This is a genomic window from Arenibaculum pallidiluteum (assembly GCF_017355985.1).
Lineage (GTDB): Bacteria > Pseudomonadota > Alphaproteobacteria > Azospirillales > Azospirillaceae > Arenibaculum > Arenibaculum pallidiluteum.
In genome coordinates this window covers 529,574-551,465 of the sequence record NZ_JAFIQU010000003.1, presented here as the reverse complement: position 1 = coordinate 551,465, position 21,892 = coordinate 529,574, and the positions used below count along the sequence as shown (strand labels likewise).

The window sequence follows — 21,892 nt, the reverse complement described above, 5'->3', positions numbered from 1 at the left end:
GAAATTCCGGCCACCGCCCGGGTCCCCCCCGCACTATCGCTCCTCAGGGCGCCTTGACGGTGCCGAAGGCCGGGTGGAGTACCTTGTCGCCGCGCCGGATGCCGAGCCGGGACACGATGCCGCCGGCCAGCTCCAGCACGGCGCGGACCGGCACGGAGGAGCTGATCGTCTCCAGAGAATGGGGCGTCGCGCGCTCGCGGATGTCGGCCACCCGCCCGTCGGATGATATGAACACCATGTCGAGGGGGATGAAGGTATTCTTCATCCACATGCTCGCGATCTGGTCGGCGGGATGGACGAACAGCATCCCGGAATCGGGCGCCAGCTCCTTCCGGAACATCAGTCCCTGGGCCATCTGAGCGGGCGTCTGCGCCATCTCCACATTGAAGCGGTAGCGTCCGCCCGCCGCCGTTTCGATGGTCAGGGGCTCGACCTTGAAGGTCTCGAGGGCGCCGGCGGGACCGGGCAGGCCCAGCAGGGCGCCCGCGACGAGCAGGGCCAGGCACAGGCGCGAGAGCAGACGATTGATCATCCCAATCAGCTACCCCAGCCCGGCGCCGCGGTAAAGTCCCCTGCCCCGTCCGGCCCCGCGTCGCGGGCGGCCCGCGGTCACGGCGCCAGCACCGCCGCGACGACAGCGCGCGTCTCGTCCCGCACCGGTCCGGGACGCGGCGCATCGGCAATCGTGGTGAACCAGTGCCCGGGCGGGTTCTCGCCCTGGCGGCGCGACCAGGTCAGTGCGCGGAGCACCGCCTCGGCCTCCGGCGTCGGCGCCGTGTCGGGGGCAATGCCGTTCACGGTCGCCCAGATCCCGGCCCAGCAGCGTCCGACGGACCAGGGATTGTACCCGCCGCCGCCGAGCACCAGCCGCCGCGGCGCCAGCGGCAGCAGGGCGGCGACGGCGTCCCACAGCGCGCGGTTGGAAAGCTCGAGCCGGCTCAGCGGGTCGTCCGCCAGCGCGTCGGCCCCGCACTGGATCACGATGGCCTCGGGCTCGAAGGCGCGGCCGAGCGGCAGCAACGCGTGCTCGACCACGTAGCCCATCTCGGAATCGTTGAAGCCCGGCAGGACCGGGAGGTTGCGCGCCTGGCCCCCTGCCCGGTCCTCCACCGGTCCCGTGCGCGGCCACCGTCCGGCCTCGTGCACGGATACCGTCAGCACCCGCGCGTCGTCGGCGAAGGCGTCCTGCACGCCGTCCCCATGATGGGCGTCGAGATCCACGTAGTAGATCCGGCCGAGGCCTCGGTCGAGCAGGCGCAGGATCGCCAGCACTGGGTCGTTGAGGTAGCAGAAGCCGCTCGCACGGTCCGCGCGGCCATGATGCGTGCCTCCGGCCGGGCTGTAGACGGTGCCGCCCTCCAGGATCAGCTCCGCCCCGAGCAGGGACGCGCCGGCCGCCGTCGCCGGACGGCTGAAGACCTCGGGAAAGATCGGGTTCTCGACGCGGCCGAGATTGTGGCGTGCGGCGAGTTCGGGCGGCAGCCGCTGCTCGGCCTCGGCGCGCTGCAGCACGGCGATGTAGCCGGGGTCGTGGAAGCGGGCGAGATCCTGCGTCGTCGCGCGCGGACTGTCGCGATAGGCACCGCCACGCAGCCAGCCCATGGCGCTGCACAGGTCTATGGCGGTCGAGACGCGGGGAATCGAGAGCGGATGCTTCCGGCCATAGGTCGAATGCCGGTAGATCTCGCTGCCGATGAGGAGGGGAAAGGACAGCATGCCTCCGGCGACTTAGGTCGCGCCCGCCCCGGCGTCAACACGGGCGTCCGAAAGATGCCTGGCCGACACGCGAGGCCGAAGCCCTTGCCAAGACCGGCGACCCGGCGCATAAGGGCGCCAGCATCACTGGGGGGAGCCGGGGCGCCGGCTGAGAGGTCCCGAAAGGGGACGACCCCTGGAACCTGATCCGGTTCGCACCGGCGTAGGGACAGTGACCTCATGGACGGACCTTCCGGCGTCGCGGACGCCATCGCGAATCCCCCTGCCCCGTGCGCTGCCGCGGCCCCACTGGCCGTGCGCGTGACGGGCGCGCGGCTGTGCTTCGACGGCCGGCCGGTCTTCGAGAACCTGGATTTCTCCCTTGAGGGCGGCGTCACCACCTGCCTCCTGGGCCCGAGCGGCGTCGGCAAGAGCAGCCTGCTGCGCCTCGTCGCGGGGCTCGAGCCGCCGGGCCCGGGCGCGACCATCGCCGCGGGCGACGGTGGGCCGCTTGCGGGGCGCATCGCCTGGATGGCGCAGCGCGACCTCCTCCTGCCCTGGGCGAGCGTCCTGGACAACGTCCTGACGGGGCCGCGGCTGCGCGGAGTCACCCCCGATGCGGCCATGCGCCGGCGCGCGCACGACCTGCTGGACGAGGTCGGCCTTGCCGACCGTGCCGGAGCGCGGCCCGATGCCCTTTCGGGCGGAATGCGCCAGCGGGTGGCGCTGGCCCGCACGCTGTTCGAGGACAGGGCCGTGGTCCTGATGGACGAGCCCTTTTCGGCGCTTGACGCGCTCACCCGCCTCAGGCTCCAGGATCTCTCCGCCCGCCTGCTGGCCGGGCGCACGGTGCTGCTGGTCACGCATGACCCGCTGGAGGCGCTGCGCCTGGGCCACCGGATCCACGTGATGACGGGGCGCCCGGCCGGCATCGGCCCGGCGCTGGAGCCACCCGGTGCACCGCCGCGTCCCGTCGGCGACCCCGCCCTCCTGGCCCTTCAGGCCGAGCTTCTCGGGCGGCTGGCGTCATGAGGCCGCCATGAGGCGCGCGATGCGGGCGCTCGTCACCGTCGCGGTGCTGCTTGCGGTCTGGCAGGGCGTGGTCGCCGCGACCGGCGTTCCGCGCTTCATCCTGCCGCCGCCCGGGCGCGTCGCCACCACGCTGTGGTCGCAATGGGCGGTGATCGGGCCGCACGCCTTGACGACGCTTGCCGAGATCCTGCTCGGCCTGCTGCTGGGCGCCGCACTGGGCGCGGCCGCTGCCATGACGATCGCGCAGTTCGCGGCGGCGCGCCGCTGGCTGCTGCCGGTGCTGGTCGCGAGCCAAGCCGTGCCCGTCTTCGCGCTGGCGCCGATCCTGGTGCTGTGGCTCGGCTACGGGATGGCGTCCAAGGTCGCGATGGCCTGCCTCGTGATCTTCTTTCCGGTGGTACTGGCGTTCTGGGACGGGCTCCGGCGCACCGAGCCGGGCTGGCTCGACCTCGCGCGGAGCATGGATGCCCGCCCCTGGGCGCTGCTTTGGCGCCTGCGCGTGCCGGCGGCCCTGCCGGCCCTTGCGTCCGGCCTGCGCATGGCCGCGGCCGTGGCGCCCATCGGCGCGGTCATAGGGGAGTGGGTCGGCGCCTCGCGCGGGTTGGGCTTCCTGATGCTGCAGGCCAATGCGCGCATGCAGACGGACATGGTCTTCGCGGCGCTGGCGGTGCTCGCGGTGCTGGCGGTGGCGCTTTATACGCTGGTCGATGCCGGGCTGCGGCGGGCGCTTCCCTGGATTCCCTACGACGGAGTGAAAGAGTGAGACGCATCCTTACCGCGGCGCTGATGCTGGCGCTGTCGGCGGTCCCGGCGCGCGCCGAGTCCCTGACGGTCATGCTCGACTGGTTCGTGAACCCCGACCACGGGCCGCTCTACGTGGCGCTGGAGCGCGGCTATTTCCGCGAGGCGGGGCTCGAGGTGGAACTGGTCCCGCCGGCCGATCCCGCCGATCCGCCGAAGCTGGTCGCCGCGGGCAGAGCGGATATCGCGATCTCCTACCAGCCCGAGCTTCACCTCCAGGCGGCGGCGGGCCTGCCGCTGGTCCGCATCGGGACGCTGGTGGCGACGCCGCTGAACACGGTGATCACGCTGGCCGACGGGCCGGTGAAGACGCTGAAGGACCTGAAGGGCCGGAAGGTAGGTTTCTCGGTGACGGGGTTCGAGGACGCCGTGCTCGGCACCATGCTCGAAGGGGCTGGGCTGAAGTCCGCGGACGTCGAGCTCGTCAACGTGAACTTCGCGCTGTCCGCTGCGCTGCTCTCTGGGCAGGTCGACGCCGTGATCGGCGGCTACCGGAACTTCGAGCTGAACCAGATGGCGCTCGAAGGCCATCCCGGCCGCGCCTTCTATCCCGAGGAGCACGGCATCCCGCCCTACGACGAGCTGGTCATTCTCGCCAACTCGGGGAAGCTCGGCGACCCGCGGCTGCGCCGGTTCCTGGACGCGGTGGAGCGCGGGACGCTCTTCCTCGTGAACAACCCCGAGGAGAGCTGGAAGCTCTTCATCAAGGACCGACCTGAGCTCGACAACCCTCTGAACCGCCGGGCCTGGGACGATACGCTGCGGCGCTTCGCCCACAGCCCCTCGGCGCTGGACGAGGGGCGCTATCGGCGGTTCGCCGAGTTCCTGAAGGCCCGCGGCCTGATCCCGGAGGTGCCGGAGCTCGCGAGCTACGCGCGGCAGCTTCCCTGACGCAGTGCCCGCCCGGGTCATGCCGGCAGGGCAGCGCCCGATGGCGCCGCGTTGAACGGCGGTGCAGACCCGGCTAGGGTTGCTGCCCCGGCGTGCAATGCGCGCCGCGGATTGCGAGGCATCGGAGAGTCGGGCGCCTGCCATGTCCATCAAGAGCATCCTGCTTCATCTCGCGAACGACGACCGCCACGCGCAGCGGCTGGAGGTCGCCCAGGCGCTGGCGCGGCGCCATGGCGCCCATCTCGACATCCTCTACATCGCGACGCCGGTCAGCATGCCGGCGGCCATAACGGGGCGCGGCGCCTCCTATGCCTTCCTGGCCGAGGCGACGGCCATCGCCCACGAGAAGGCCGAGGAGATTCGCGAGCGCCTGATGCCGCTCTGCGCGGACATCTCCCATAGCTGGAGCGTGGCCGAGGGCGACCATGTCGAGCTGCTTGCCAAGCGCGCGGCCTATGCCGACCTCGCCGTCGTCAGCCAGTCGCATCCAGAGACGGTCGAAGACCGCATCAGCCTGCACCTCACCGACCGGCTGCCGCTGGTCGCCCCCTGTCCGACGCTCGTGATTCCCTGGAAGGCGCGCGTCCCGAGCGTGGCGACCCACGTCCTGGTGGGCTGGAAGAACACGCGCGAGACCGCGACCGCACTGCGCGGCGCCCTGCCCGTGCTGGTGGCGGCCGAGCGCGTGACGGTGCTGACCATCGAGGATCCCGAGGCGCCGTCCGAGGACGGGAAGGACCTGATCCGCTATCTCGGCCATCACGGCGTGCGGGCCGAGCTGCGGCGCAACCTCGCGGACGACGTCTCGTCGGAGGATGCCGGCGAGATCATGCTGGAGGTCGGGCGTGAGATCGGCGCAGACGCGCTGGTGATGGGCTGCTACGGCCATTCTCGCCTGCGCGAGCTCGTGCTCGGCGGGGCGACCCGCCACGTGCTCGGCCACATGGACATGCCCGTCTTCATGGCGCATTGAGCCCGGACCCTGCTTGGGCCCGGCCCAAGCAGGGTCTTCTTCCGCTCAGCGGAAGAAGACGAGCGTCACCAGCGCGAAGAGCGGTATCAGGAAGGCGCCCGACCATGCCATGTAGCCGAAGAAGCTCGGCATCTTGATGCCGCGCTCCTCGGCGATGGCCTTCACCATGAAGTTCGGGGCGTTGCCGATATAGGTGTTGGCGCCCATGAATACGGCGCCGGCGGAGATCGCGGCCAGCACCTGCGGCGTGCCGTACATCAGGTGCTGGGCGTCGCCCGGGGCCGCATTGAAGAACACGAGATAAGTCGGTGCGTTGTCGAGGAAGCTCGACAGCAGGCCGGTGGCCCAGAAATACGCCGCCGGGACCGGCTGGCCGTTCTGGTTGACGGCGGCGACCACCATGCCGAGGGCCCCATCCGTTCCCGCCCGCAGGATCGCGATGGCCGGGATGATCGTGACGAAGATGCCGGCGAAGAGCTTCGCGACCTCCAGGATCGGATCCCAGGAGAAGGCGTTGGCCCGCCGGCTCGTCTCGGAGGTCAGCCGCAGCGAAAGGAACGCGATGCCCAGCAGCAGCAGGTCGCGGACGAGATTCTGCAGCTCGACCGTCACGTGATAGACCTCGAAGGTGACGCCCGGTTTCCAGATGCCGCTCAGCAGCACCGCCCCCACGACGGCGAGCAGCAGCAGGATGTTGACCTTGCCTTCGATCCCGATGCGGCCCGTACCGGGCGCACGCACCGGCGGATCGGTCTCCCGGGCGTGGAGGATGCGGTCCAGGACGTAATAGGCCGCCAGCAGGATCACCGCGCACAGCGCCATGGGAGCAAGCAGGTGAACCGTCGGCCAGAAGAAGGCGACGCCCTTCAGGAAGCCCAGGAACAGCGGCGGGTCGCCGAGCGGCGTCAGCGAGCCGCCGATATTCGCCACCAGGAAGATGAAGAAGACGATGGTGTGGACCTTGTGCCGGCGCTGCTCGTTCGCCCGAATCAGGGGGCGGATCAGCAGCATCGCCGCGCCGGTCGTTCCCATCAGGCTGGCAATTGCGGTCCCGATGGCCAGGATCGCGGTGTTCACCCCGGGCGACCCGGCCAGCGCGCCCGTGACACGTACGCCACCCGCGACCGTGAACAGCGCCAGCAGCAGGATGATGAAGGGGATGTATTCCAGGAGCAGCGTGTGCAGCAGCTCGTAGGCCGTCAGCGCCGGACCGAAGAAGAGCAGGAACGGCACCACGATGCACAGCGCCCAGAAGGCCGAAACCTTGCCGAAATGGTGGTGCCAGAAGCGCGGCACCAGGAGCGGCATCAGCGCGATCGACAGCAGCATGCCCGCGAAGGGAATCACCCAGGGCAGCCCCAGCGCGCCGCCGTCGAGATGCGGCGCACCCTCCGCCGCCAGCGCCGGGACGGGCGACGCCGCGGCGGCCAGACAGAGGAACAGGGCCACCTTCGGCGGCAGGATCGAACGCAGTGACAGCATGGCCAAGGAGTCGCTCCGTTGAGGGCGGAAGATCGGGCGGGCGGAGTATGCTTGCCCCGAAAGGGCAAGCCAAGCCTCAGGACGGCGGTGCGCAGGGCAGCAGCGTGACCGGGCGGTCGAGCCCGCCGGCCACGCGCGCGAGCGGGCCGCACCCGTCCCTGGCGCACAGCGTGTAGTCGGCCGTGTTGGACGAGTTGGCAAGCGTTACTGATGGCTGCGGCGGAACCGATGGGCGGTAGGTCCAGAACCCACCCTCCCAGCGTCCGCCCTCGGGGGGGTCCATGCCTGGGCCGGACCCCGTGATTCGCGCCTCGACGGGACGAAGGCCCGCGTCCTCGACCACCCAGCGCTCCCACCAGGCGGTCTTCTCGATGCTGTGGGTCCAGCTCAGGGTGAAGCTCCCGGCCTCGAGGGCGAGCCGCGCCGCCACGGCGCCGCCCGCCACCACGCACAGAAGGCTCACGCCGCCGCGCTGCGCGGCGTCGTCTGGCGCGCCCGCCACCACTGCCAGGCAATGAAGGCCGCGCTCAGCGCAAGACCGATCTCGTCGGTGATCGGCAGCGCCAGAACCAGGAGAAACGCCGCGGCCGTCGCGACGATCCGCTCGATCCAGCCGAGCGGCGTCATGAAGAAGCCCACGGCTGCGCCACCCCACAGCATGATGCCGATCACCGCCTTGGCGAAGACGTAGCCGGTCGCCATCAGGTCGCCACCCTGCAGCATCAGGGACGGGTCGTAGACCGCCATGAACGGCACCACGTAGCCCGCAATGGCGATCCGGGTGGCGATCCAGCCGATCTCCATGTGCCCGGCCCGCGCGATCGAGGACGCCGCCAGAGCCGCGAGGGCCACCGGCGGCGTCAGGTCGGCCATGATGCCGAAGTAGAAGACGAACATGTGGCTGACGATCAGCGGCACGCCCATCTGCAGCAGCGCCGGGGCGGCGATCGCGGCCGTCACGATGTAGTTGGCCGTTGTCGGAAGCCCGGTGCCGAGCACGATGCAGGCCACCATGGTCAGCGCCAGGGCGGCCAGCAGGTTGCCGCCCGACAGGTCGACGATCAGGCCGGCGAGGCTGGATGCGAGGCCTGTCAGGCTCAGGATCCCGATCAGGATGCCGACCAGCGCGCAGGCCATGCCGACACCGACGGCGTTGCGTGCGCCGTCCGCAAGGCTCTGCACCAGCAGCCACAGCGTTTCCCTGCCGCCGCGCAGCAGAAGGCAGGGGATCACCAGCACGCCCACCAGCGCCGCCGCCATGTGCTCCGTTCGCAGGCCCGCTCGCCACAGCCCCGCCGCGGCGAAGCCGAGCACCAGCCAGAAGACCACGCGCAGTGCCAGGGCCGGCAGCGATCCCGCGACCTGGGATCCCAGGATCAGGACGATGGTGCTAGCGATTCCGATCACGCCCGCGAAGAGCGGCGTGAAGCCGTGGAACAGCATGTAGACCAGCGCGATCAGCGGGATGAACAGAAACCACTTGTCCCGGATGGCGGGGATGATGCGCGGGATCTCGCTGTCGGGCAGGCCGCGCAAGTTGTACTTGCCGGCCTCCAGGTGGACCATCCAGAAGGCCGAGGCGAAATAGAGGAAGGCAGGAATGGCCGCCGCGATCGCGATGTCGCGGTAGGGCACGCCGATGGTCTCGGCCATGATGAAGGCAGCCGCCCCCATGACCGGCGGCATCAGCTGCCCGCCCATGCTGGCCGTCGCCTCCACCGCCCCGGCGAAGGCCGGCCGGTAGCCGAACCGCTTCATCAGCGGGATCGTGAACTGCCCCACCGTCAGGACATTGGCGATGCCGGAGCCGTTGATCATCCCCATGAAGCCGGAGGACACGACCGCGACCTTGGCAGGCCCGCCCTTCGCGCGGCCGAACAGGCCGATGGAGACGTCGTTGAACAGCTGGATCATCCCGGCGCGCTCCAGGAACGAGCCGAACAGGATGAACAGCACGATGAAGGTGGCCGAGACGAAGACGGGCGTCCCGTAGATCCCCTCGGTGCTGAAGGCCAGCGTGTCGACGATCTGCTCGATGTCGTAGCCGCGGTGCTGCAAAAGGCCCGGCAGCGAGCGGCCGAAATAGGCGTAGGGCACGAAGAGGATGCAGAGGACGGGCAGGAACAGCCCCATGATCCGCCGCGCCGCCTCGAAGACCAGCGCGGTGATCACAACGCCCACCACGAGGTCGGCCGTGGTCGGGTCGCCCGCGCGCAGGATCAGGTCGTACTCGAAATACCAGTAGTAGAGGCCCGTCACCGCCGAGGCGGCGGCGAGGATCCAGTCGTACCACGGCACGCTGTTGCGCTCGCGGGTCTGGCTCCAGCCGAACAGCAGGTAGGTGAGGGTCAGCAGGAAGCCCACATGGACCGTCCTGACGACCATGGAGGAGACCGGGTTGAAGGTCGCGGTGTAGAGCTGGAACACCGAGAACAGGATGGCGATCACGAAGATCAGGCGCTGCGTGCCCGGGGGCAGCAGCCGGTGCGCCGTCGCGGGGTTCTCGCGATCGAGGGCGCGCTGGATCTCGGCCTTCTCGGCCTCGGTCAGGGTATGGGTTTCGTCGCTCATGGTCTTGGTTCCGCCGACCGAGGAATTGCAGCAGATCGCGCGCCGGCGGGGAGTTGCCCCGCCGGCGCGCGCCCGGACCCGTGTCGGGCCCTGGCCCTTACATCAGGCCCTTTTCCTTGTAGTAGCGGGCCGCGCCGGGATGCAGCGGCGCCGCCGACTTGATCACGCTCGCGTCGAGCTTGATCTGCTTGGCCGTCGCGTGGGCGTTGACGAGCGCGTCGAGGTTCTCCCAGACGGCCTTCGTCATCTGGTAGGCGGTCTCGTCGTCGACGGCGGAGGACGTCACCAGCGCATTGCCGGTGGCCGCCGTCACCACGTCGGAGGTCATGCCGCCATAGGTGCCCGCGGGAATGGTCAGGTTCACGTAGCTGGGATCGCCCGTTGCCTGGACGACCTCGGCCGAGACCGGAACGACGGTGATCTCGAGCGCGGTGGCGAGATCCTTGATGGAGGCGACGCCGAGGCCCGCGGACTGCAGCGTGGCGTCGAGCTGGCGGTTCTTCATGAGATCCACCGACTCGCCGAAGGGCAGATACTCGACCTTGCCGAGATCCTGGTAGGTGATTCCCGCCGCCTTAAGGATCGCGCGGGCGTTCAGCTCGGTGCCGGACTTCGGCGCGCCGACGGACACGCGCTTGCCCTTGAGGTCGGCCAGCGACTTGATGCCGGACTCCTTGGACGCCACGATCTGGATGTAGTTCGGGTAGATCGTCGCGATGTGGCGGATCTTGTCCAGCGGCTTGGGGAAGCCCGCCTCGTTGTCGCCGCGCACGGCCTGGGCGACGGTGTCGGTCTGGGTGAAGGCCAGCTCGCCCTTGCCCTGCTGGACGAGGTTCAGGTTCTCGGCCGAGGCCTTCGTCGCCTGGACCGAGACCTTGGCGCCGGGGATGGACTTCTTGAAGACGCCCTCGATCGCGACGCCCAGCGGATAGTAGACGCCGCTGGTGCCCCCCGTGAGGATGTTGATGAAGGCGTCGGCCTTGGCCGGAGTGGCGGCGAGCAGCGCAAGCGCCGTCGCCGCGATGATCTTCTTCATGGGTTCCTCCCTGGTCCCGTGACCCTTTTGGGCGCACGCACTGTTCGGCACCCTAGCCGAAGGAAACGGAGACTGCCAAGGCGTTGTACGGCGACCGCGGCGCCGCGCGGCCTTGCCCTCCGCGGGACGAGATCCTAGCCTCGACGACGGGAGGACCGACCATGGACATGACAGGCGAGTACCGAATCCCTGCCCCGCGGGCCCGCGTCTGGGAAGCCCTGAACGACCCCGAGACGCTGCGTGCCTGCATCGCTGGCTGCGAGGAGGTGGTGAAGGTCTCCGACACCGAGTTCACGGCCAGGGTCGTGGCGAAGGTCGGGCCCGTGAAGGCCAAGTTCTCCGGCAAGGTGACCCTGTCCGACATCGATCCGCCCGCCGGGTACGTGATCACCGGCGAAGGCAGCGGCGGCGTCGCGGGTTTCGGCAAGGGCGGCGCGACGGTGCGCCTCGCCGAGGATGGGCCGGACGCGACGGTGCTGACCTACGAGGCGCATGCCAGCGTCGGCGGCAAGCTCGCCCAGATCGGATCGCGCCTGGTCGATTCGGCCGCCCGCAAGATGGCCGACGACTTCTTCTCCTGCTTCGCCGAGCGGCTCTCCGGGCCGGCTCCGGTGCTAGCCGGCGAGCCCGTCCCTGCCACCCCTATTGCCCCTGCTGCCGTTGCGTCCTCCGCCGCGCCGGCGCAGGTGCCGCCCGAGCCGGCCGCCGCGCGCGAGAGCTTCGGCAGCACGCCCCACAGGACCGAGGAGAGCGTCGGCGAGATGGGCGAGGCTTCTGCCCTGGCCGCCGTCGCGGCACCCACGGTCGTCGGCGGCATGGAGCCGCCCGGACGCCTGGCCGAGCCGGCCCCTGGCCTCTCGCCGAAGATCTGGGTTCCGGCCCTGATCGTGCTGGTGGCGATCCTACTGATTGCGTTCCTGTGAGCCCACCTTCCTCGTGAGCGCCACCGGGGCGGATCCTATCCGCCTCGTCGCTTGACCGTGGGCTTGCGCCGCCCTTAGCCTTTACAAATGGTGAATGCCGGTCGTGCGATGCGGGCCCGAAGAAGGCCCGTCGCGGCGAGGCGATCGGCAGCAACGGGCCGATGAGGGAGGATCCTGATGCCCACCGTATCCATGACGGTCAACGGACGTCCGGCGACCGGCGAGGTCGAGGGGCGGACGCTCCTCGTCCAGTTCCTGCGCGACCAGCTGCGCCTGACGGGGACGCATGTGGGCTGCGACACCAGCCAGTGCGGCGCCTGCGTGGTGCATGTGGACGGCCGCTCGGTGAAGAGCTGCACGATACTGGCCGTCCAGGCCCAGGGCTGCGAGGTCACCACCATCGAGGGCCTGGCCGCAGCGGACGGCACACTGCACCCCATGCAGGCGGCCTTCCGCGAGCACCACGGCCTGCAATGCGGCTTCTGTACGCCGGGCATGGTGATGTCGGCGGTCGAGCTGGCCCGGGACAATGCCGGCCTGACCGAAGCGCAGGTGCGCGAGGGGCTGGAAGGCAACCTGTGCCGGTGCACGGGCTATCACAACATCGTCAAGGCGGTCCTCGCCGGCGCCGAGGCCATGCAGGGACAGCGCCCGGCCGCAGCCGAGTGAGCCCGACAAGAACCAGAACGATGCTCCCGGGAGAAACGTCATGGCGAACCCCACTGGGATCGGCGCCCCCGTCCGGCGCCGCGAGGACATCCGCTTCCTGACCGGCCAGGGCAACTACACCGACGACATCAACAGGGCCAATCAGACCTACGCCTACGTCCTGCGAAGCCCGCACGCACATGCCCGGATCCGCGAGATCGACGTCTCGGCAGCCCAGGCGGCGCCGGGCGTCGTCGCCGTCTTCACCGGCCGCGACATGGCCGCCGACGGGGTCAAGGGCCTGCCCTGCGGCTGGCAGATCCATTCCAAGGACGGCTCGCCCATGGCCGAGCCACCGCACCCTCCCCTCGCGGTCGACATCGTGCGCTACGTCGGCGACCAGGTCGCCGTCGTGATCGCCGACAGCCTCGGCCAGGCGAGGGACGCGGCCGAGCTGATCGAGGTCGACTACGAGGAGCTGCCCGCGGCGGTGACCTCGGATCGCGCCCTTGCGGCGGGCGCGCCGCAGATCCATGCCGAGGCGCCCGGCAATGTCTGCTACGACTGGCACATCGGCGACGCCGCCGCCGTGGACGCAGCCTTCGCCCGCGCAAAGCACGTCACGCGGATCGACCTCGTGAATACGCGGCTGGTTCCGAACCCCATGGAGCCCCGCTCCTATATCGGCGAGTTCGACCGCAGCACGGGCGAGTACACGCTCTGGACCTCGTCCCAGAACCCGCACGTGATCCGCCTGCTGATGGGCGCCTTCGTGCTGGGCATTCCTGAGCACAAGCTGCGCGTCATCGCGCCCGACGTCGGCGGCGGCTTCGGCGCGAAGATCTACCACTATGCCGAGGAGGCGATCGTCACCTGGGCCTCGCGCAAGGTGACCCGGCCGATCAAGTGGACCGCCGACCGCTCCGAGGCATTCCTCTCCGATGCGCACGGCCGCGACCACCTGACGACCTGCGAGCTGGCACTGGACGAGAACGCCAACTTCCTGGCGCTGCGGGTGCACACGACCGCCAATCTCGGCGCCTATCTCTCGACCTTCGCGCCTTCGATCCCGACCTATCTCTACGCGACGCTGCTGGCGGGCCAGTACAAGACCCCTGCGATCTACGCCGAGGTGAAGGCGGTCTTCACCAACACGGTCCCGGTGGATGCCTACCGCGGCGCCGGCCGTCCCGAGGCCTGCTACCTGATCGAGCGGCTGGTCGAGAACGCCGCGCGGGAGACGGGCGTCGACAAGGTCGAGATCCGGCGGCGGAACTTCATTCCGCCCTCCGCAATGCCCTACAACACGCCGGTCGCGCTGACCTACGACACCGGCGACTTCGCGCGCTGCATGGACATGGCGCTGAAGCTCGCGGACTATGCCGGCTTCCCGGCCCGCAAGGCCGAGGCGGCCCGGCGCGGAAAGCTCCGCGGCATTGGCTTCGCCAGCTACATCGAGGCCTGCGGGATCGCGCCGTCGAACGTCGCGGGCGCCCTCGGCGCCCGGGCGGGGCTCTATGAATCGGCCGAGGTCCGGTTCCATCCCACCGGATCGGTTACGGTCTTCACGGGCTCCCACAGCCATGGCCAGGGTCACGAGACGACCTTCGCCCAGATCGTCGCCGACAAGTTCGGGATCCCCATCGAGAACGTGGAAATCGTGCACGGCGACACGTCCAAGATCCCGTTCGGCATGGGAACCTACGGCTCGCGCTCGCTCGCGGTGGGCGGATCGGCGATCGTGAAGGCCGTCGACAAGGTCGTGAACAAGGCCCGGAAGATCGCGGCCCACATGCTCGAGGCGGCCGAGACGGACGTCGAGTTCCGCGACGGCCGCTTCACGGTCGCGGGCACGGACAAGTCGCTGGGGATCGGCGACATCGCGCTTTCCGCCTACGTGCCGCACAACTTCCCGCTGGAAGAGCTCGAGCCGGGGCTGGACGAGCAGGCCTTCTACGACCCCAAGAACTTCACCTATCCCAACGGCACGCAGATCTGCGAGGTCGAGATCGACCCCGAGACGGGCGTCGTGCGGATCGTGAACTTCGTGGCGGCCGACGATTTCGGCAGGGTGATCAATCCGATGATCGTCGAGGGCCAGGTTCATGGCGGCCTGGTCCAGGGCATCGGCCAGGCCCTGCTGGAGCATGCGGTCTACGATCCCGACAGCGGCCAGCTCCTGTCGGGCTCCTACATGGACTACTGCATGCCGCGGGCCGACGACGTGCCGTCCTTCACGGTCGCCTACCACGAGGAGGCGCCGTGCACCCACAACCCGCTGGGGGTGAAGGGGTGCGGAGAGGCCGGCACGATCGGCGGCGCCGCCGCGGTGATGAACGCCGTGGTCGATGCCCTGGCCGATCTCGGCGTCACCCATCTGGACATGCCTGCGACGCCCGAGCGCGTCTGGCGCGCCATCAACGCCCGGCGGCCCGCCGCCGTCGCCGCCGAGTGAGGGGAGCAAGACCATGTACGAATTCGCCTATCACCGCCCGGCCAGCCTCGCCGAGGCCAGCGCGCTGCTAACCGGGAACGAGGAGGCCCGGCCGCTGGCTGGCGGCCATACGCTGCTGCCCACGCTGAAGCAGCGACTGGCTCAGCCCTCGGACCTGGTCGATCTCGGCGGCATCGCCGAGCTCAAGGGGATCCGCGAGGAGGCGGGCGGGATCACGATCGGGGCCATGACGACCCACGGCGCCGTGGCCCATGACCAGACCGTGCGGCGGCTGATCCCGGCGCTGGCCGATCTGGCCGAGGGGATCGGCGACCGCCAGGTGCGCAACCGCGGCACGCTCGGCGGCTCCATCAGCAACAACGATCCCGCGGCGGACTATCCTGCGGCGCTGGTGGGCTTCGGCGCCGTGGTTCGGACCACGGCGCGCGAGATCCCGGCGGAGGACTTCTTCACGGGCATGTTCGAGACTGCGCTGGAGCCCGGAGAGCTCGTGCGGGAGGTTCACTTCCCGCGGCCCGACCGCGCGGCCTATGCCAAGTTCCCGAACCCCGCCAGCCGCTACGCCGTCGTCGGCGTCATGGTCGCGCAGCGCGGCGGCGAGGTGCGTGTCGCGGTGACCGGCGCCGGGCCCAGCGTGTTCCGCTGGACCGATGCCGAAGTCGCCCTGGCCGGCAACTGGAGCCCCGCCGCGCTGGATGCCCTGCAGGTCGATGCCGACGGGCTGAACAGCGACATCCACGCCAGCGCGGAGTACCGGGCCAACCTGGTCAAGGTCATGGCCAAGAGGGCGGTCGCGCAGATCCCCTGAGGGCATCTGCCCACCGGCCGGCCTCCCCGCGAAATGGCGGGGAGGCCTTAGCTGGGCCAGCTCCTGCCTGCGGCGCTCAGCGGAAGAAGAAGTAGAGCGAGAGCGTGATGCCGATCGTGACCACGACGCCGCGCAGGATCGGCTCGGGTACGCGGCGGGCCGCGGCGACGCCGCCGTAGCCGCCGGCAACGGCGCCCACCAGCATCACGATCGCCTCGGGCACGTGGACGAGACCGCCGAACACGAAGAGCGCCACTGCCACGCCGTTGATCAGGACGGCGAGCAGGGTCTTCGCCGCGTTCGCGACGTGGAAGTCGCCCTTCTCCGTGAGGGTCAGGGCCGCCAGCATCAGGATGCCGAGGCCGGCGCCGAAGAATCCGCCGTAGATCGCGACGAGAAACTGGAAGGCGAGGCCAAGGGCCGGGCCGACCCGCCCGGCCGCGCCGGTGCCCAGCTCGCCCACGCGGCGCACGATCTTCCGGATCTGCGGGCCGAAACCGAAAAGCACCGTGGCACCGAGCAGGAGCCAGGGGACCATCGCCTCGAAGGTAGTTTCCTGGATGACCAGCAGGGCCCACGCGCCCAGTGCTCCGCCCACCAGGCTGACCAGCCCCAGAACGACGAAGCGCTGCCAGTGGCTGCGCGCCTCGTGCCGGTAGGCCGCAAGCCCGGCGATGCTGCCCGGCCAGAGCGCGGCAGTGCTGGTAGCATTCGCGGCGACGGCGGGCATGCCGGTCGCCACAAGGGCCGAGAAGGTGAAGAAGGTGCCGCCCCCCGCGACCGCGTTCAGCGCCCCCGCCGCCACGGCGGCAACGAACAGGAGCAACGCATTCCACGGGTCCATGGACATCCTCGCATCGGCGGCAGGTTGTGCGACGCGACCCTTTTAGCCGAAGCCCCTGTGCCCGGGCACTACGGATTTCGGCGGGCTCGGCGCGGCCGGATCGCATCGCTGGGCTGCCCGAGCGCGCACTTGTCCCGGGACTGGATTCCTGATGCGATGCCAGCAAAACGCCCGGGAAGACCATGACCGACTCAAAGCCGCTTCCGGAATCCGTCGAATCCACGGCCGATCTTCTGCGCGCGGGCGACTACGTCGCCGAGCGCTCGCTGGCCACCGCCCTGTTCCTGGCCCTGAAGCTGGGCCGTCCGCTCTTTCTCGAGGGCGAGGCCGGCACCGGAAAGACCGAGGTCGCGAAGGTGCTCGCGGCGACGCTGGGGCGCCGCCTGGTGCGCCTGCAATGCTACGAGGGTCTGGACGTCGCCGCCGCGGTCTACGAGTGGAACTACGCCCGCCAGATGATCGAGATCCGTTTGGCCGAGGCCGCGGGCGGCGCCGACCGCGAGGCACTCGCCCACGACATCTTCGATGAGCGGTTCCTGATCCGGCGCCCCCTGCTCCAGGCGCTTGAGACCGATGCCCAGGGCAACCCGCCGGTGCTGCTGATCGACGAGCTCGACCGCACAGACGAGCCCTTCGAGGCCTATCTGCTGGAGGTTCTGTCGGACTTCCAGGTCACGATCCCCGAGCTCGGCACCATCAAGGCGGCGCGCCCGCCCGTGGTGATCCTGACCTCGAACCGCACGCGCGAGATCCACGACGCGTTGAAACGGCGCTGCTTCTACCACTGGGTCGACTACCCCGATGCCGCGCGCGAGGCCGAGATCCTGCGCCGCAAGGTGCCGCAGGCCCCCGAGCGCCTGTCGGCCGAGGTGGTCGGCTTCGTGCAGCGCCTGCGCGGCATGGACCTGTTCAAGCTGCCCGGCGTCGCGGAGACGCTGGACTGGGCGCAGGCGCTCGTGCAACTCGACAAGCTGGAGCTGGACCCCGCGACGGTCGAGGACACGCTGGGCACCCTGCTGAAATACCAGGACGACATCGCGCGGATCCAGGGCAGCGAGGCCAACCGGATCCTGGCCCAGGTGAAGTCCGAGCTGTCTGCGGCGCGCCTGCAATGACGCCGCGCATGGCCAGGCGGAGGGGCTCGGGTGCTGCGTGACGCCGACGACACCGCGCGCGGAGCGCAGGGCCGCCTCGCGCTGAACATCATGCATTTCGCCCGCACGCTGCGGGCGGCGGGGCTGCCGGTCGGCCCCGGGAAGGTCCTGCAGGCCGTCGAGGCGGTCGAGGCCACGGGGCTCGACGACCGGCGGGTCTTCTACTGGACCCTTCACGCCGTCTTCGTGAACCGGCGGGACCAGCGCGAGATCTTCGATCAGGCCTTCCACGTCTTCTGGCGCAATCCGCAGCTTCTCGAGCGCATGATGGGCCTTCTGCTGCCCGCGCTGCGCGCCGACCTCAAGCGCGAGGGGCCGGAGCTCTCGCGCCGCGTGGCCGAGGCCATGATGCCGCGGACCGATGCCGACCGGCAGGGCAAGGCCCAGGAGAGGCCGGAGGTGCAGGTGGACGCCGCGCTCACCTTCTCCGAGCGCGAGCTGCTGCAGGCCCGCGACTTCGAGAAGATGAGCACGGCCGAGATCGCCCTCGCCAAGCAGGCGATCAGGCGCATGACCCTGCCGCTGATGACCGTGCCGACGCGGAGGTTCCAGCCGAGTCCCACGGGGAGGACCGCCGACCCCCGCGCCACGCTGCGGCGGACGCTGCGCAGCGGCGGACAGGTCATCGACCTCGCCAGGCGTCGGCGCCGCGAGCGACACCCGCCGCTCGTCGTGCTCTGCGACATCTCGGGATCGATGAGCCGCTATTCGCGGATGATCCTGCACTTCCTGCATGCCGTGACGAACGACCGCGACCGCGTGCACAGCTTCGTCTTCGGCACCCGCCTGACCAACATCACCCGGCACCTGCGCCTCAAGGACGTGGACGCCGCGCTGGAGAAGGTCTCCGCTGCGGTGCAGGACTGGTCCGGCGGCACCCGCATCGGGACGTCACTGACCGAGTTCAACCGGGTCTGGTCGCGGCGCGTTCTCGGCCAGGGCGCGGTCGTGCTGATGATCACGGACGGTCTCGACCGCGACGCCGGCGCCGGTCTGGAAGCCCAGATGGAGCGGCTGCACAAGAGCTGCCGGCGCCTGGTCTGGCTGAACCCCCTGTTGCGTTACGAGGGGTTCCAGCCCAAATCCGCAGGTATACGGGCGATCCTGCCGCATGTGGACGAGTTCCGCCCCGTGCACAATCTGGACAGCCTGGCCGACCTGGCGCGGGTGCTCGACCACGAGGGGCCGCGCCGTCCGGACAATCTGCGACGGTGGGTGGAGGAGGTGGCATGACCGGTGAACCAGACATCCTGAACGAGGCCGCGCGGCTGCGCCGCTCCGGCCGCAAGGCGGCGCTCGCCACCGTGATTTCGACCTGGGGCTCGTCGCCGCGGCCGGTGGGCAGCCATCTCCTGGTGGACGAGACCGGCGCCATGCAGGGATCGGTCTCCGGCGGCTGCATCGAGGGTGCCGTGGTCCACGAGGCGATGAAGGTGATGGCCGAGGGCGAGCCGCGCCTGCTGTCCTTCGGCGTCACTGATGAGATGGCCTGGGAGGTCGGACTGGCCTGCGGAGGGCGGGTCGATGTCTATGTGGAGCCGCTCGAATGAAGGCCGAGACGCTGGAGCGGCTGAACGCCCTGCGCGCGGACAAGCAGCCCTGCGCGCTGGTGACGGACCTGAAGACCGGCCTGCAGGCGATCGTGCACGCCGGAGGGACGCATGGCGGCTTCGCCCTCTTCCCCGAGGACGAGGAGACCGTCCTGCGGCGGATCGTCGAGGACCGGAGCGGCATCGTCGAGGAGGGCGACCAGCGGCTCTTCGTGCAGGTCTTCGCCCCGCCGCTGCGCCTGCTGCTGGTGGGCGCCGTGCACATCGCGCAGGCGCTGGTCCCCATGGCCGCCCTGGCCGGCTACGCCGTGACCATCATCGACCCGCGCCGCGCCTTCGCCACGGACGAGCGCTTCCCCGACGTGACACTCTCGGACGCCTGGCCCGACGAGGGGCTGGCCGCGTTGGCCCCGGACCGGCGCACGGCCGTCGTCACCCTCACCCACGACCCCAAGCTGGATGATCCCGCGCTGCTCGTCGCGCTGCGCTCGCCCGCCTTCTACGTCGGCAGCCTGGGCAGCCGGAAGACCCATGCCAAGCGTGTCGCCCGGCTGCTGGAAGCCGGGCTGACCGAGGCGGAGATCGCACGCCTGCATGCGCCGGTCGGGCTCGACATCGGCGCCGTGACGCCCGCCGAGATCGGCGTCTCGATCCTCGCCGAGATCACGCAGGCGTTGCGCCGGCAGGTCTCCGCGGCGCCAGCCGGAGGCTGAGATGCGGTTCGGCGAGATCCCGCTGCGCGATGCCGAGGGCGCCATCCTCGCCCATTCCGTCCGGGGCGGCGGCGTCGCCTTCTCCAAGGGACGGCGGCTCTCTGCCGCCGATCTGGAGACCCTGCGCCAGCAGGGGGTGGACGCCGTCACGGCGGCGCTGATCGAGCCCGGCGACGTGGCCGAGGACGAGGCGGCCGCGCGCGTCGCGGCGGCGATCGCGGGCGGCGGGCTGGAGATCGCCGCGCCCTTCACCGGACGGGTGAACCTGTTCGCGACGGAACGCGGCGTCTGCGTGGTCGATGCCGCGCGTCTCGACCGGCTGAACCTGCTCGACGAATCCGTGACGGTCGCGACGCTGCCGCCTTTCACGCTCGTCGAGGCCCGCCAGATTGTCGCGACCATCAAGGTGATCCCCTTCGCCGCACCCGCCGAGGCGGTGGCCGCCGCCGAGGCGGTGGGCAGCCTGATCCGGGTCGCGCCGTTCCGCCCGATCCGGGCGGCGCTCGTCCAGACGCGCCTTCCGGGAACCAAGGAATCGGTCCTCGACAAGACGGTGGGAGTGACCCGCGCCCGTATCGAGGCGCTGGGCGGCAAGCTCGACAGCGAGAGCCGCGGCCCGCACGAGGCCGAGGCGGTCGCGGCGCTGGTCGGCGAGGCCGTCGCGGCGGGCCACGACATGGTGCTGGTCGCCGGCGCCTCGGCGATCACGGACCGGCGCGACGTGCTGCCGACGGGGATCGAGCGCGCGGGCGGGACGGTCGAACATTTCGGAATGCCCGTCGATCCCGGGAACCTGCTGCTGCTGGCCCGGATCGGATCCGTGCCCGTGCTGGGGCTGCCGGGCTGCTCGCGGTCCCCGAAGCTCAACGGCTTCGACTGGGTCCTGCAGCGCCTTGCGGCGGGGATCCCCGTGACCAGGACGGACGTGATGCGCATGGGCGCGGGTGGCCTCCTGGCGGAGATCCCGACGCGCCCCCTGCCCCGCGGCTCCCAGGGTCCGACGGCCGCGCCGCGGGCACCGCGCGTCGCTGCCGTGATCCTGGCCGCCGGCCGCTCGACGCGGATGGGATCCAACAAGATGCTGGCCCCCGTGGACGGACGACCCATGGTGGTGCGCAGCGTCGAGCGTGTTCTCGAGGCGCGGCTCGACACCGTCGCGGTCGTCACGGGGCACCAGCATGCTTCGGTCGAGGCCGCGCTATCAGGCCTTCCGGTGCGCACGGTCCACTGCCCGACCTATGCCGAGGGACTGAGCGAGTCGCTGAAGGCCGGCATCGCGGCCGTGCCGGCGGACTGCGATGCGGCGCTCGTCTGTCTCGGCGACATGCCGAAGGTGGGTTCTTCCATCATCGAGCGGTTGATCGCAGCCTACGCTCCGGTGGAGGGGCGCGCGATCTGCGTGCCGACCGCGGGCGGGCGTCGCGGCAACCCTGTTCTCTGGGACCGGCGGTTCTTTCCGGAGATCCAGGACCTTCGCGGCGATGTCGGCGCGCGACACCTGATCGGCCTCCATGCGGACCAGGTCTGCGAGGTCGCTGTGGAGGACCCCGCCATCTTCCTGGACATCGACACGCCGGAGGCGCTGGCCGCGCTGCGCGGCGGCTGACCTGTTTCACATCGGCGTCTTGCACTTTGACGCCGGCGCTGCGCGGCCGAACGATAGCGTCGTTCGTGTCATGGCGGCCTCCGGCGGTCCGGATCTCACCGTGGCGGCTGTCCCTTGAGCGACGCGATCGCCTGCCGCAGCAGGGGTTCGGAGCAGGGCTTGGCGATCAGGCCCGCAACCGGAAAGGCCGGGCATGCGGACGCGACCTCCTCCACGCTGGCGGTGATGAAGACGACGGGGATGCCCAGGCCGCTCGAGATCATCTCGCCGGCCTTCAGGCCGCTGTCGCCGCTGGCGAGATGGACGTCCATCAGGACGAGTTGCGGGGCGAATTCCTGGGCCATGCGGATCGCTTCGCCGAGCCGAGCGGCAGTCCCGCAGACATTGTGGCCCATGCCTTCGACGATCTCCTCGAGGTCCATGGCGACAAGAGCCTCGTCCTCGACGATCAGGATGCGCATGCCTCAGGTCACCGAATTGTGCGGTTCCGTACAAACAAGCCTCGGCGGTTTTCGGCTCGCCGGAATCCGGCGCGGAGGCGATTTTCCCATGGCGATGGTGCGCGAATGCCAGGGATGGCCGAATTCGGGCCAAGCTGCGGCAGCCCTGACCGGCAGCCTTCGCTTTGGGCGCTGTCGAAGGAAATAGGCCGGCCGAGACGTAGGGTTCGGCCTGCGCACGCCGCATTGTACGGAACCGCACACTATGCG

The 21,892-nt window shown here is 70.2% G+C and carries 21 protein-coding genes and 1 riboswitch; of the genes, 13 read left to right on the top strand and 8 right to left on the bottom strand.

Annotated elements, in window-relative coordinates; all coding sequences use genetic code 11:
• Window positions 1-43: 43 nt before the first annotated feature.
• Both JUB13_RS09770 and JUB13_RS09765 read right to left on the bottom strand, forming a co-directional pair.
• Complete coding sequence (locus JUB13_RS09770; protein WP_207478597.1) at window positions 44-532, bottom strand: DUF192 domain-containing protein; 489 nt, start codon at window positions 530-532, stop codon at window positions 44-46.
• Between the two features lie 77 nt (window positions 533-609).
• On the bottom strand, window positions 610-1,716 hold the full coding sequence (locus JUB13_RS09765; protein WP_207478596.1) for an acetoin utilization protein AcuC: 1,107 nt from the start codon (window positions 1,714-1,716) through the stop codon (window positions 610-612).
• Window positions 1,717-1,835: 119 nt separating this feature from the next.
• Window positions 1,836-1,942, top strand: a riboswitch (TPP riboswitch).
• On the opposite strand from JUB13_RS09765, the gene JUB13_RS09760 reads away from it, so the two are divergent.
• The 4 genes from JUB13_RS09760 (at window position 1,936) to JUB13_RS09745 (ending at window position 5,392) form a co-directional block, all read left to right on the top strand.
• Window positions 1,936-2,727 carry an ABC transporter ATP-binding protein gene (locus tag JUB13_RS09760; RefSeq protein ID WP_207478595.1) on the top strand — a complete coding sequence of 264 codons (792 nt, stop codon included), beginning with the start codon at window positions 1,936-1,938 and terminating at the stop codon, window positions 2,725-2,727. (Overlaps the previous riboswitch by 7 nt.)
• Before the next feature lie 7 nt (window positions 2,728-2,734).
• Window positions 2,735-3,490, top strand: a complete 756-nt coding sequence (locus JUB13_RS09755) for an ABC transporter permease (protein WP_207478594.1) — start codon at window positions 2,735-2,737, stop codon at window positions 3,488-3,490.
• Window positions 3,487-4,419, top strand: a complete 933-nt coding sequence (locus JUB13_RS09750) for an ABC transporter substrate-binding protein (protein ID WP_328702904.1) — start codon at window positions 3,487-3,489, stop codon at window positions 4,417-4,419. The genes JUB13_RS09755 and JUB13_RS09750 overlap by 4 nt, the downstream gene beginning before the upstream one ends.
• A gap of 142 nt (window positions 4,420-4,561) precedes the next feature.
• Window positions 4,562-5,392, top strand: coding sequence for a universal stress protein (locus JUB13_RS09745; protein ID WP_207478593.1), 831 nt, complete (start codon window positions 4,562-4,564; stop codon window positions 5,390-5,392).
• A 45-nt stretch (window positions 5,393-5,437) separates the two neighbouring features.
• On the opposite strand, the gene JUB13_RS09740 is transcribed toward JUB13_RS09745, so the two are convergent.
• The 4 genes from JUB13_RS09740 to JUB13_RS09725 all read right to left on the bottom strand — a co-directional run bounded on the left by JUB13_RS09740 (window position 5,438) and on the right by JUB13_RS09725 (window position 10,481).
• Complete coding sequence (locus JUB13_RS09740; protein ID WP_207478592.1) at window positions 5,438-6,874, bottom strand: sodium:proton antiporter; 1,437 nt, start codon at window positions 6,872-6,874, stop codon at window positions 5,438-5,440.
• A gap of 76 nt (window positions 6,875-6,950) precedes the next feature.
• The gene (locus JUB13_RS09735; RefSeq protein WP_207478591.1) at window positions 6,951-7,337 is read right to left on the bottom strand and encodes a DUF1850 domain-containing protein; all 387 of its coding nucleotides are present in this window, start codon (window positions 7,335-7,337) and stop codon (window positions 6,951-6,953) included.
• Entirely contained in the window at window positions 7,334-9,445 is a 2,112-nt protein-coding gene (locus JUB13_RS09730) for a TRAP transporter permease (RefSeq protein ID WP_207478590.1), read from the bottom strand. The genes JUB13_RS09735 and JUB13_RS09730 overlap by 4 nt, the downstream gene beginning before the upstream one ends.
• Before the next feature lie 97 nt (window positions 9,446-9,542).
• On the bottom strand, window positions 9,543-10,481 hold the full coding sequence (locus tag JUB13_RS09725) for a TAXI family TRAP transporter solute-binding subunit (protein ID WP_207478589.1): 939 nt from the start codon (window positions 10,479-10,481) through the stop codon (window positions 9,543-9,545).
• A 161-nt stretch (window positions 10,482-10,642) separates the two neighbouring features.
• On the opposite strand from JUB13_RS09725, the gene JUB13_RS09720 reads away from it, so the two are divergent.
• The 4 genes from JUB13_RS09720 to JUB13_RS09705 all read left to right on the top strand — a co-directional run bounded on the left by JUB13_RS09720 (window position 10,643) and on the right by JUB13_RS09705 (window position 15,315).
• Entirely contained in the window at window positions 10,643-11,404 is a 762-nt protein-coding gene (locus JUB13_RS09720; RefSeq protein ID WP_207478588.1) for an SRPBCC family protein, read from the top strand.
• A gap of 177 nt (window positions 11,405-11,581) precedes the next feature.
• Window positions 11,582-12,073 (top strand): (2Fe-2S)-binding protein, encoded by a 492-nt coding sequence (locus JUB13_RS09715; protein ID WP_207478587.1) that lies wholly within the window; start codon window positions 11,582-11,584, stop codon window positions 12,071-12,073.
• Window positions 12,074-12,113: 40 nt separating this feature from the next.
• Entirely contained in the window at window positions 12,114-14,507 is a 2,394-nt protein-coding gene (locus JUB13_RS09710; RefSeq protein WP_207478586.1) for a xanthine dehydrogenase family protein molybdopterin-binding subunit, read from the top strand.
• A 13-nt stretch (window positions 14,508-14,520) separates the two neighbouring features.
• Window positions 14,521-15,315, top strand: a complete 795-nt coding sequence (locus JUB13_RS09705; RefSeq protein WP_207478585.1) for an FAD binding domain-containing protein — start codon at window positions 14,521-14,523, stop codon at window positions 15,313-15,315.
• A gap of 76 nt (window positions 15,316-15,391) precedes the next feature.
• Here JUB13_RS09705 and JUB13_RS09700 read toward each other — a convergent pair whose 3' ends face one another.
• Complete coding sequence (locus JUB13_RS09700; protein ID WP_207478584.1) at window positions 15,392-16,159, bottom strand: sulfite exporter TauE/SafE family protein; 768 nt, start codon at window positions 16,157-16,159, stop codon at window positions 15,392-15,394.
• Window positions 16,160-16,341: 182 nt separating this feature from the next.
• Here JUB13_RS09700 and JUB13_RS09695 point away from each other — a divergent pair, with 182 nt between their 5' ends.
• From JUB13_RS09695 to JUB13_RS09675, 5 genes are read left to right on the top strand one after another with little or no spacing between them, the layout of a single operon-like run.
• Window positions 16,342-17,274 (top strand): AAA family ATPase, encoded by a 933-nt coding sequence (locus JUB13_RS09695; RefSeq protein WP_207478583.1) that lies wholly within the window; start codon window positions 16,342-16,344, stop codon window positions 17,272-17,274.
• A gap of 30 nt (window positions 17,275-17,304) precedes the next feature.
• A complete protein-coding gene (locus JUB13_RS09690; protein WP_328702903.1) occupies window positions 17,305-18,546 on the top strand; it encodes a VWA domain-containing protein in 1,242 nt (413 codons plus the stop codon).
• Complete coding sequence (locus JUB13_RS09685) at window positions 18,543-18,863, top strand: XdhC family protein (RefSeq protein WP_207478582.1); 321 nt, start codon at window positions 18,543-18,545, stop codon at window positions 18,861-18,863. Before JUB13_RS09690 ends, JUB13_RS09685 begins: the two co-directional genes overlap by 4 nt.
• Window positions 18,860-19,576: an XdhC family protein gene (locus JUB13_RS09680; protein WP_207478581.1), complete on the top strand. Its 717-nt coding sequence runs from the start codon at window positions 18,860-18,862 to the stop codon at window positions 19,574-19,576. Before JUB13_RS09685 ends, JUB13_RS09680 begins: the two co-directional genes overlap by 4 nt.
• Window position 19,577: 1 nt before the next feature.
• Window positions 19,578-21,182 (top strand): NTP transferase domain-containing protein, encoded by a 1,605-nt coding sequence (locus JUB13_RS09675; RefSeq protein WP_207478580.1) that lies wholly within the window; start codon window positions 19,578-19,580, stop codon window positions 21,180-21,182.
• Between the two features lie 95 nt (window positions 21,183-21,277).
• Here the strand turns inward: JUB13_RS09675 and JUB13_RS09670 are convergent, their stop codons facing one another.
• Window positions 21,278-21,643: a response regulator gene (locus tag JUB13_RS09670; RefSeq protein WP_207478579.1), complete on the bottom strand. Its 366-nt coding sequence runs from the start codon at window positions 21,641-21,643 to the stop codon at window positions 21,278-21,280.
• Window positions 21,644-21,892: the final 249 nt, after the last annotated feature.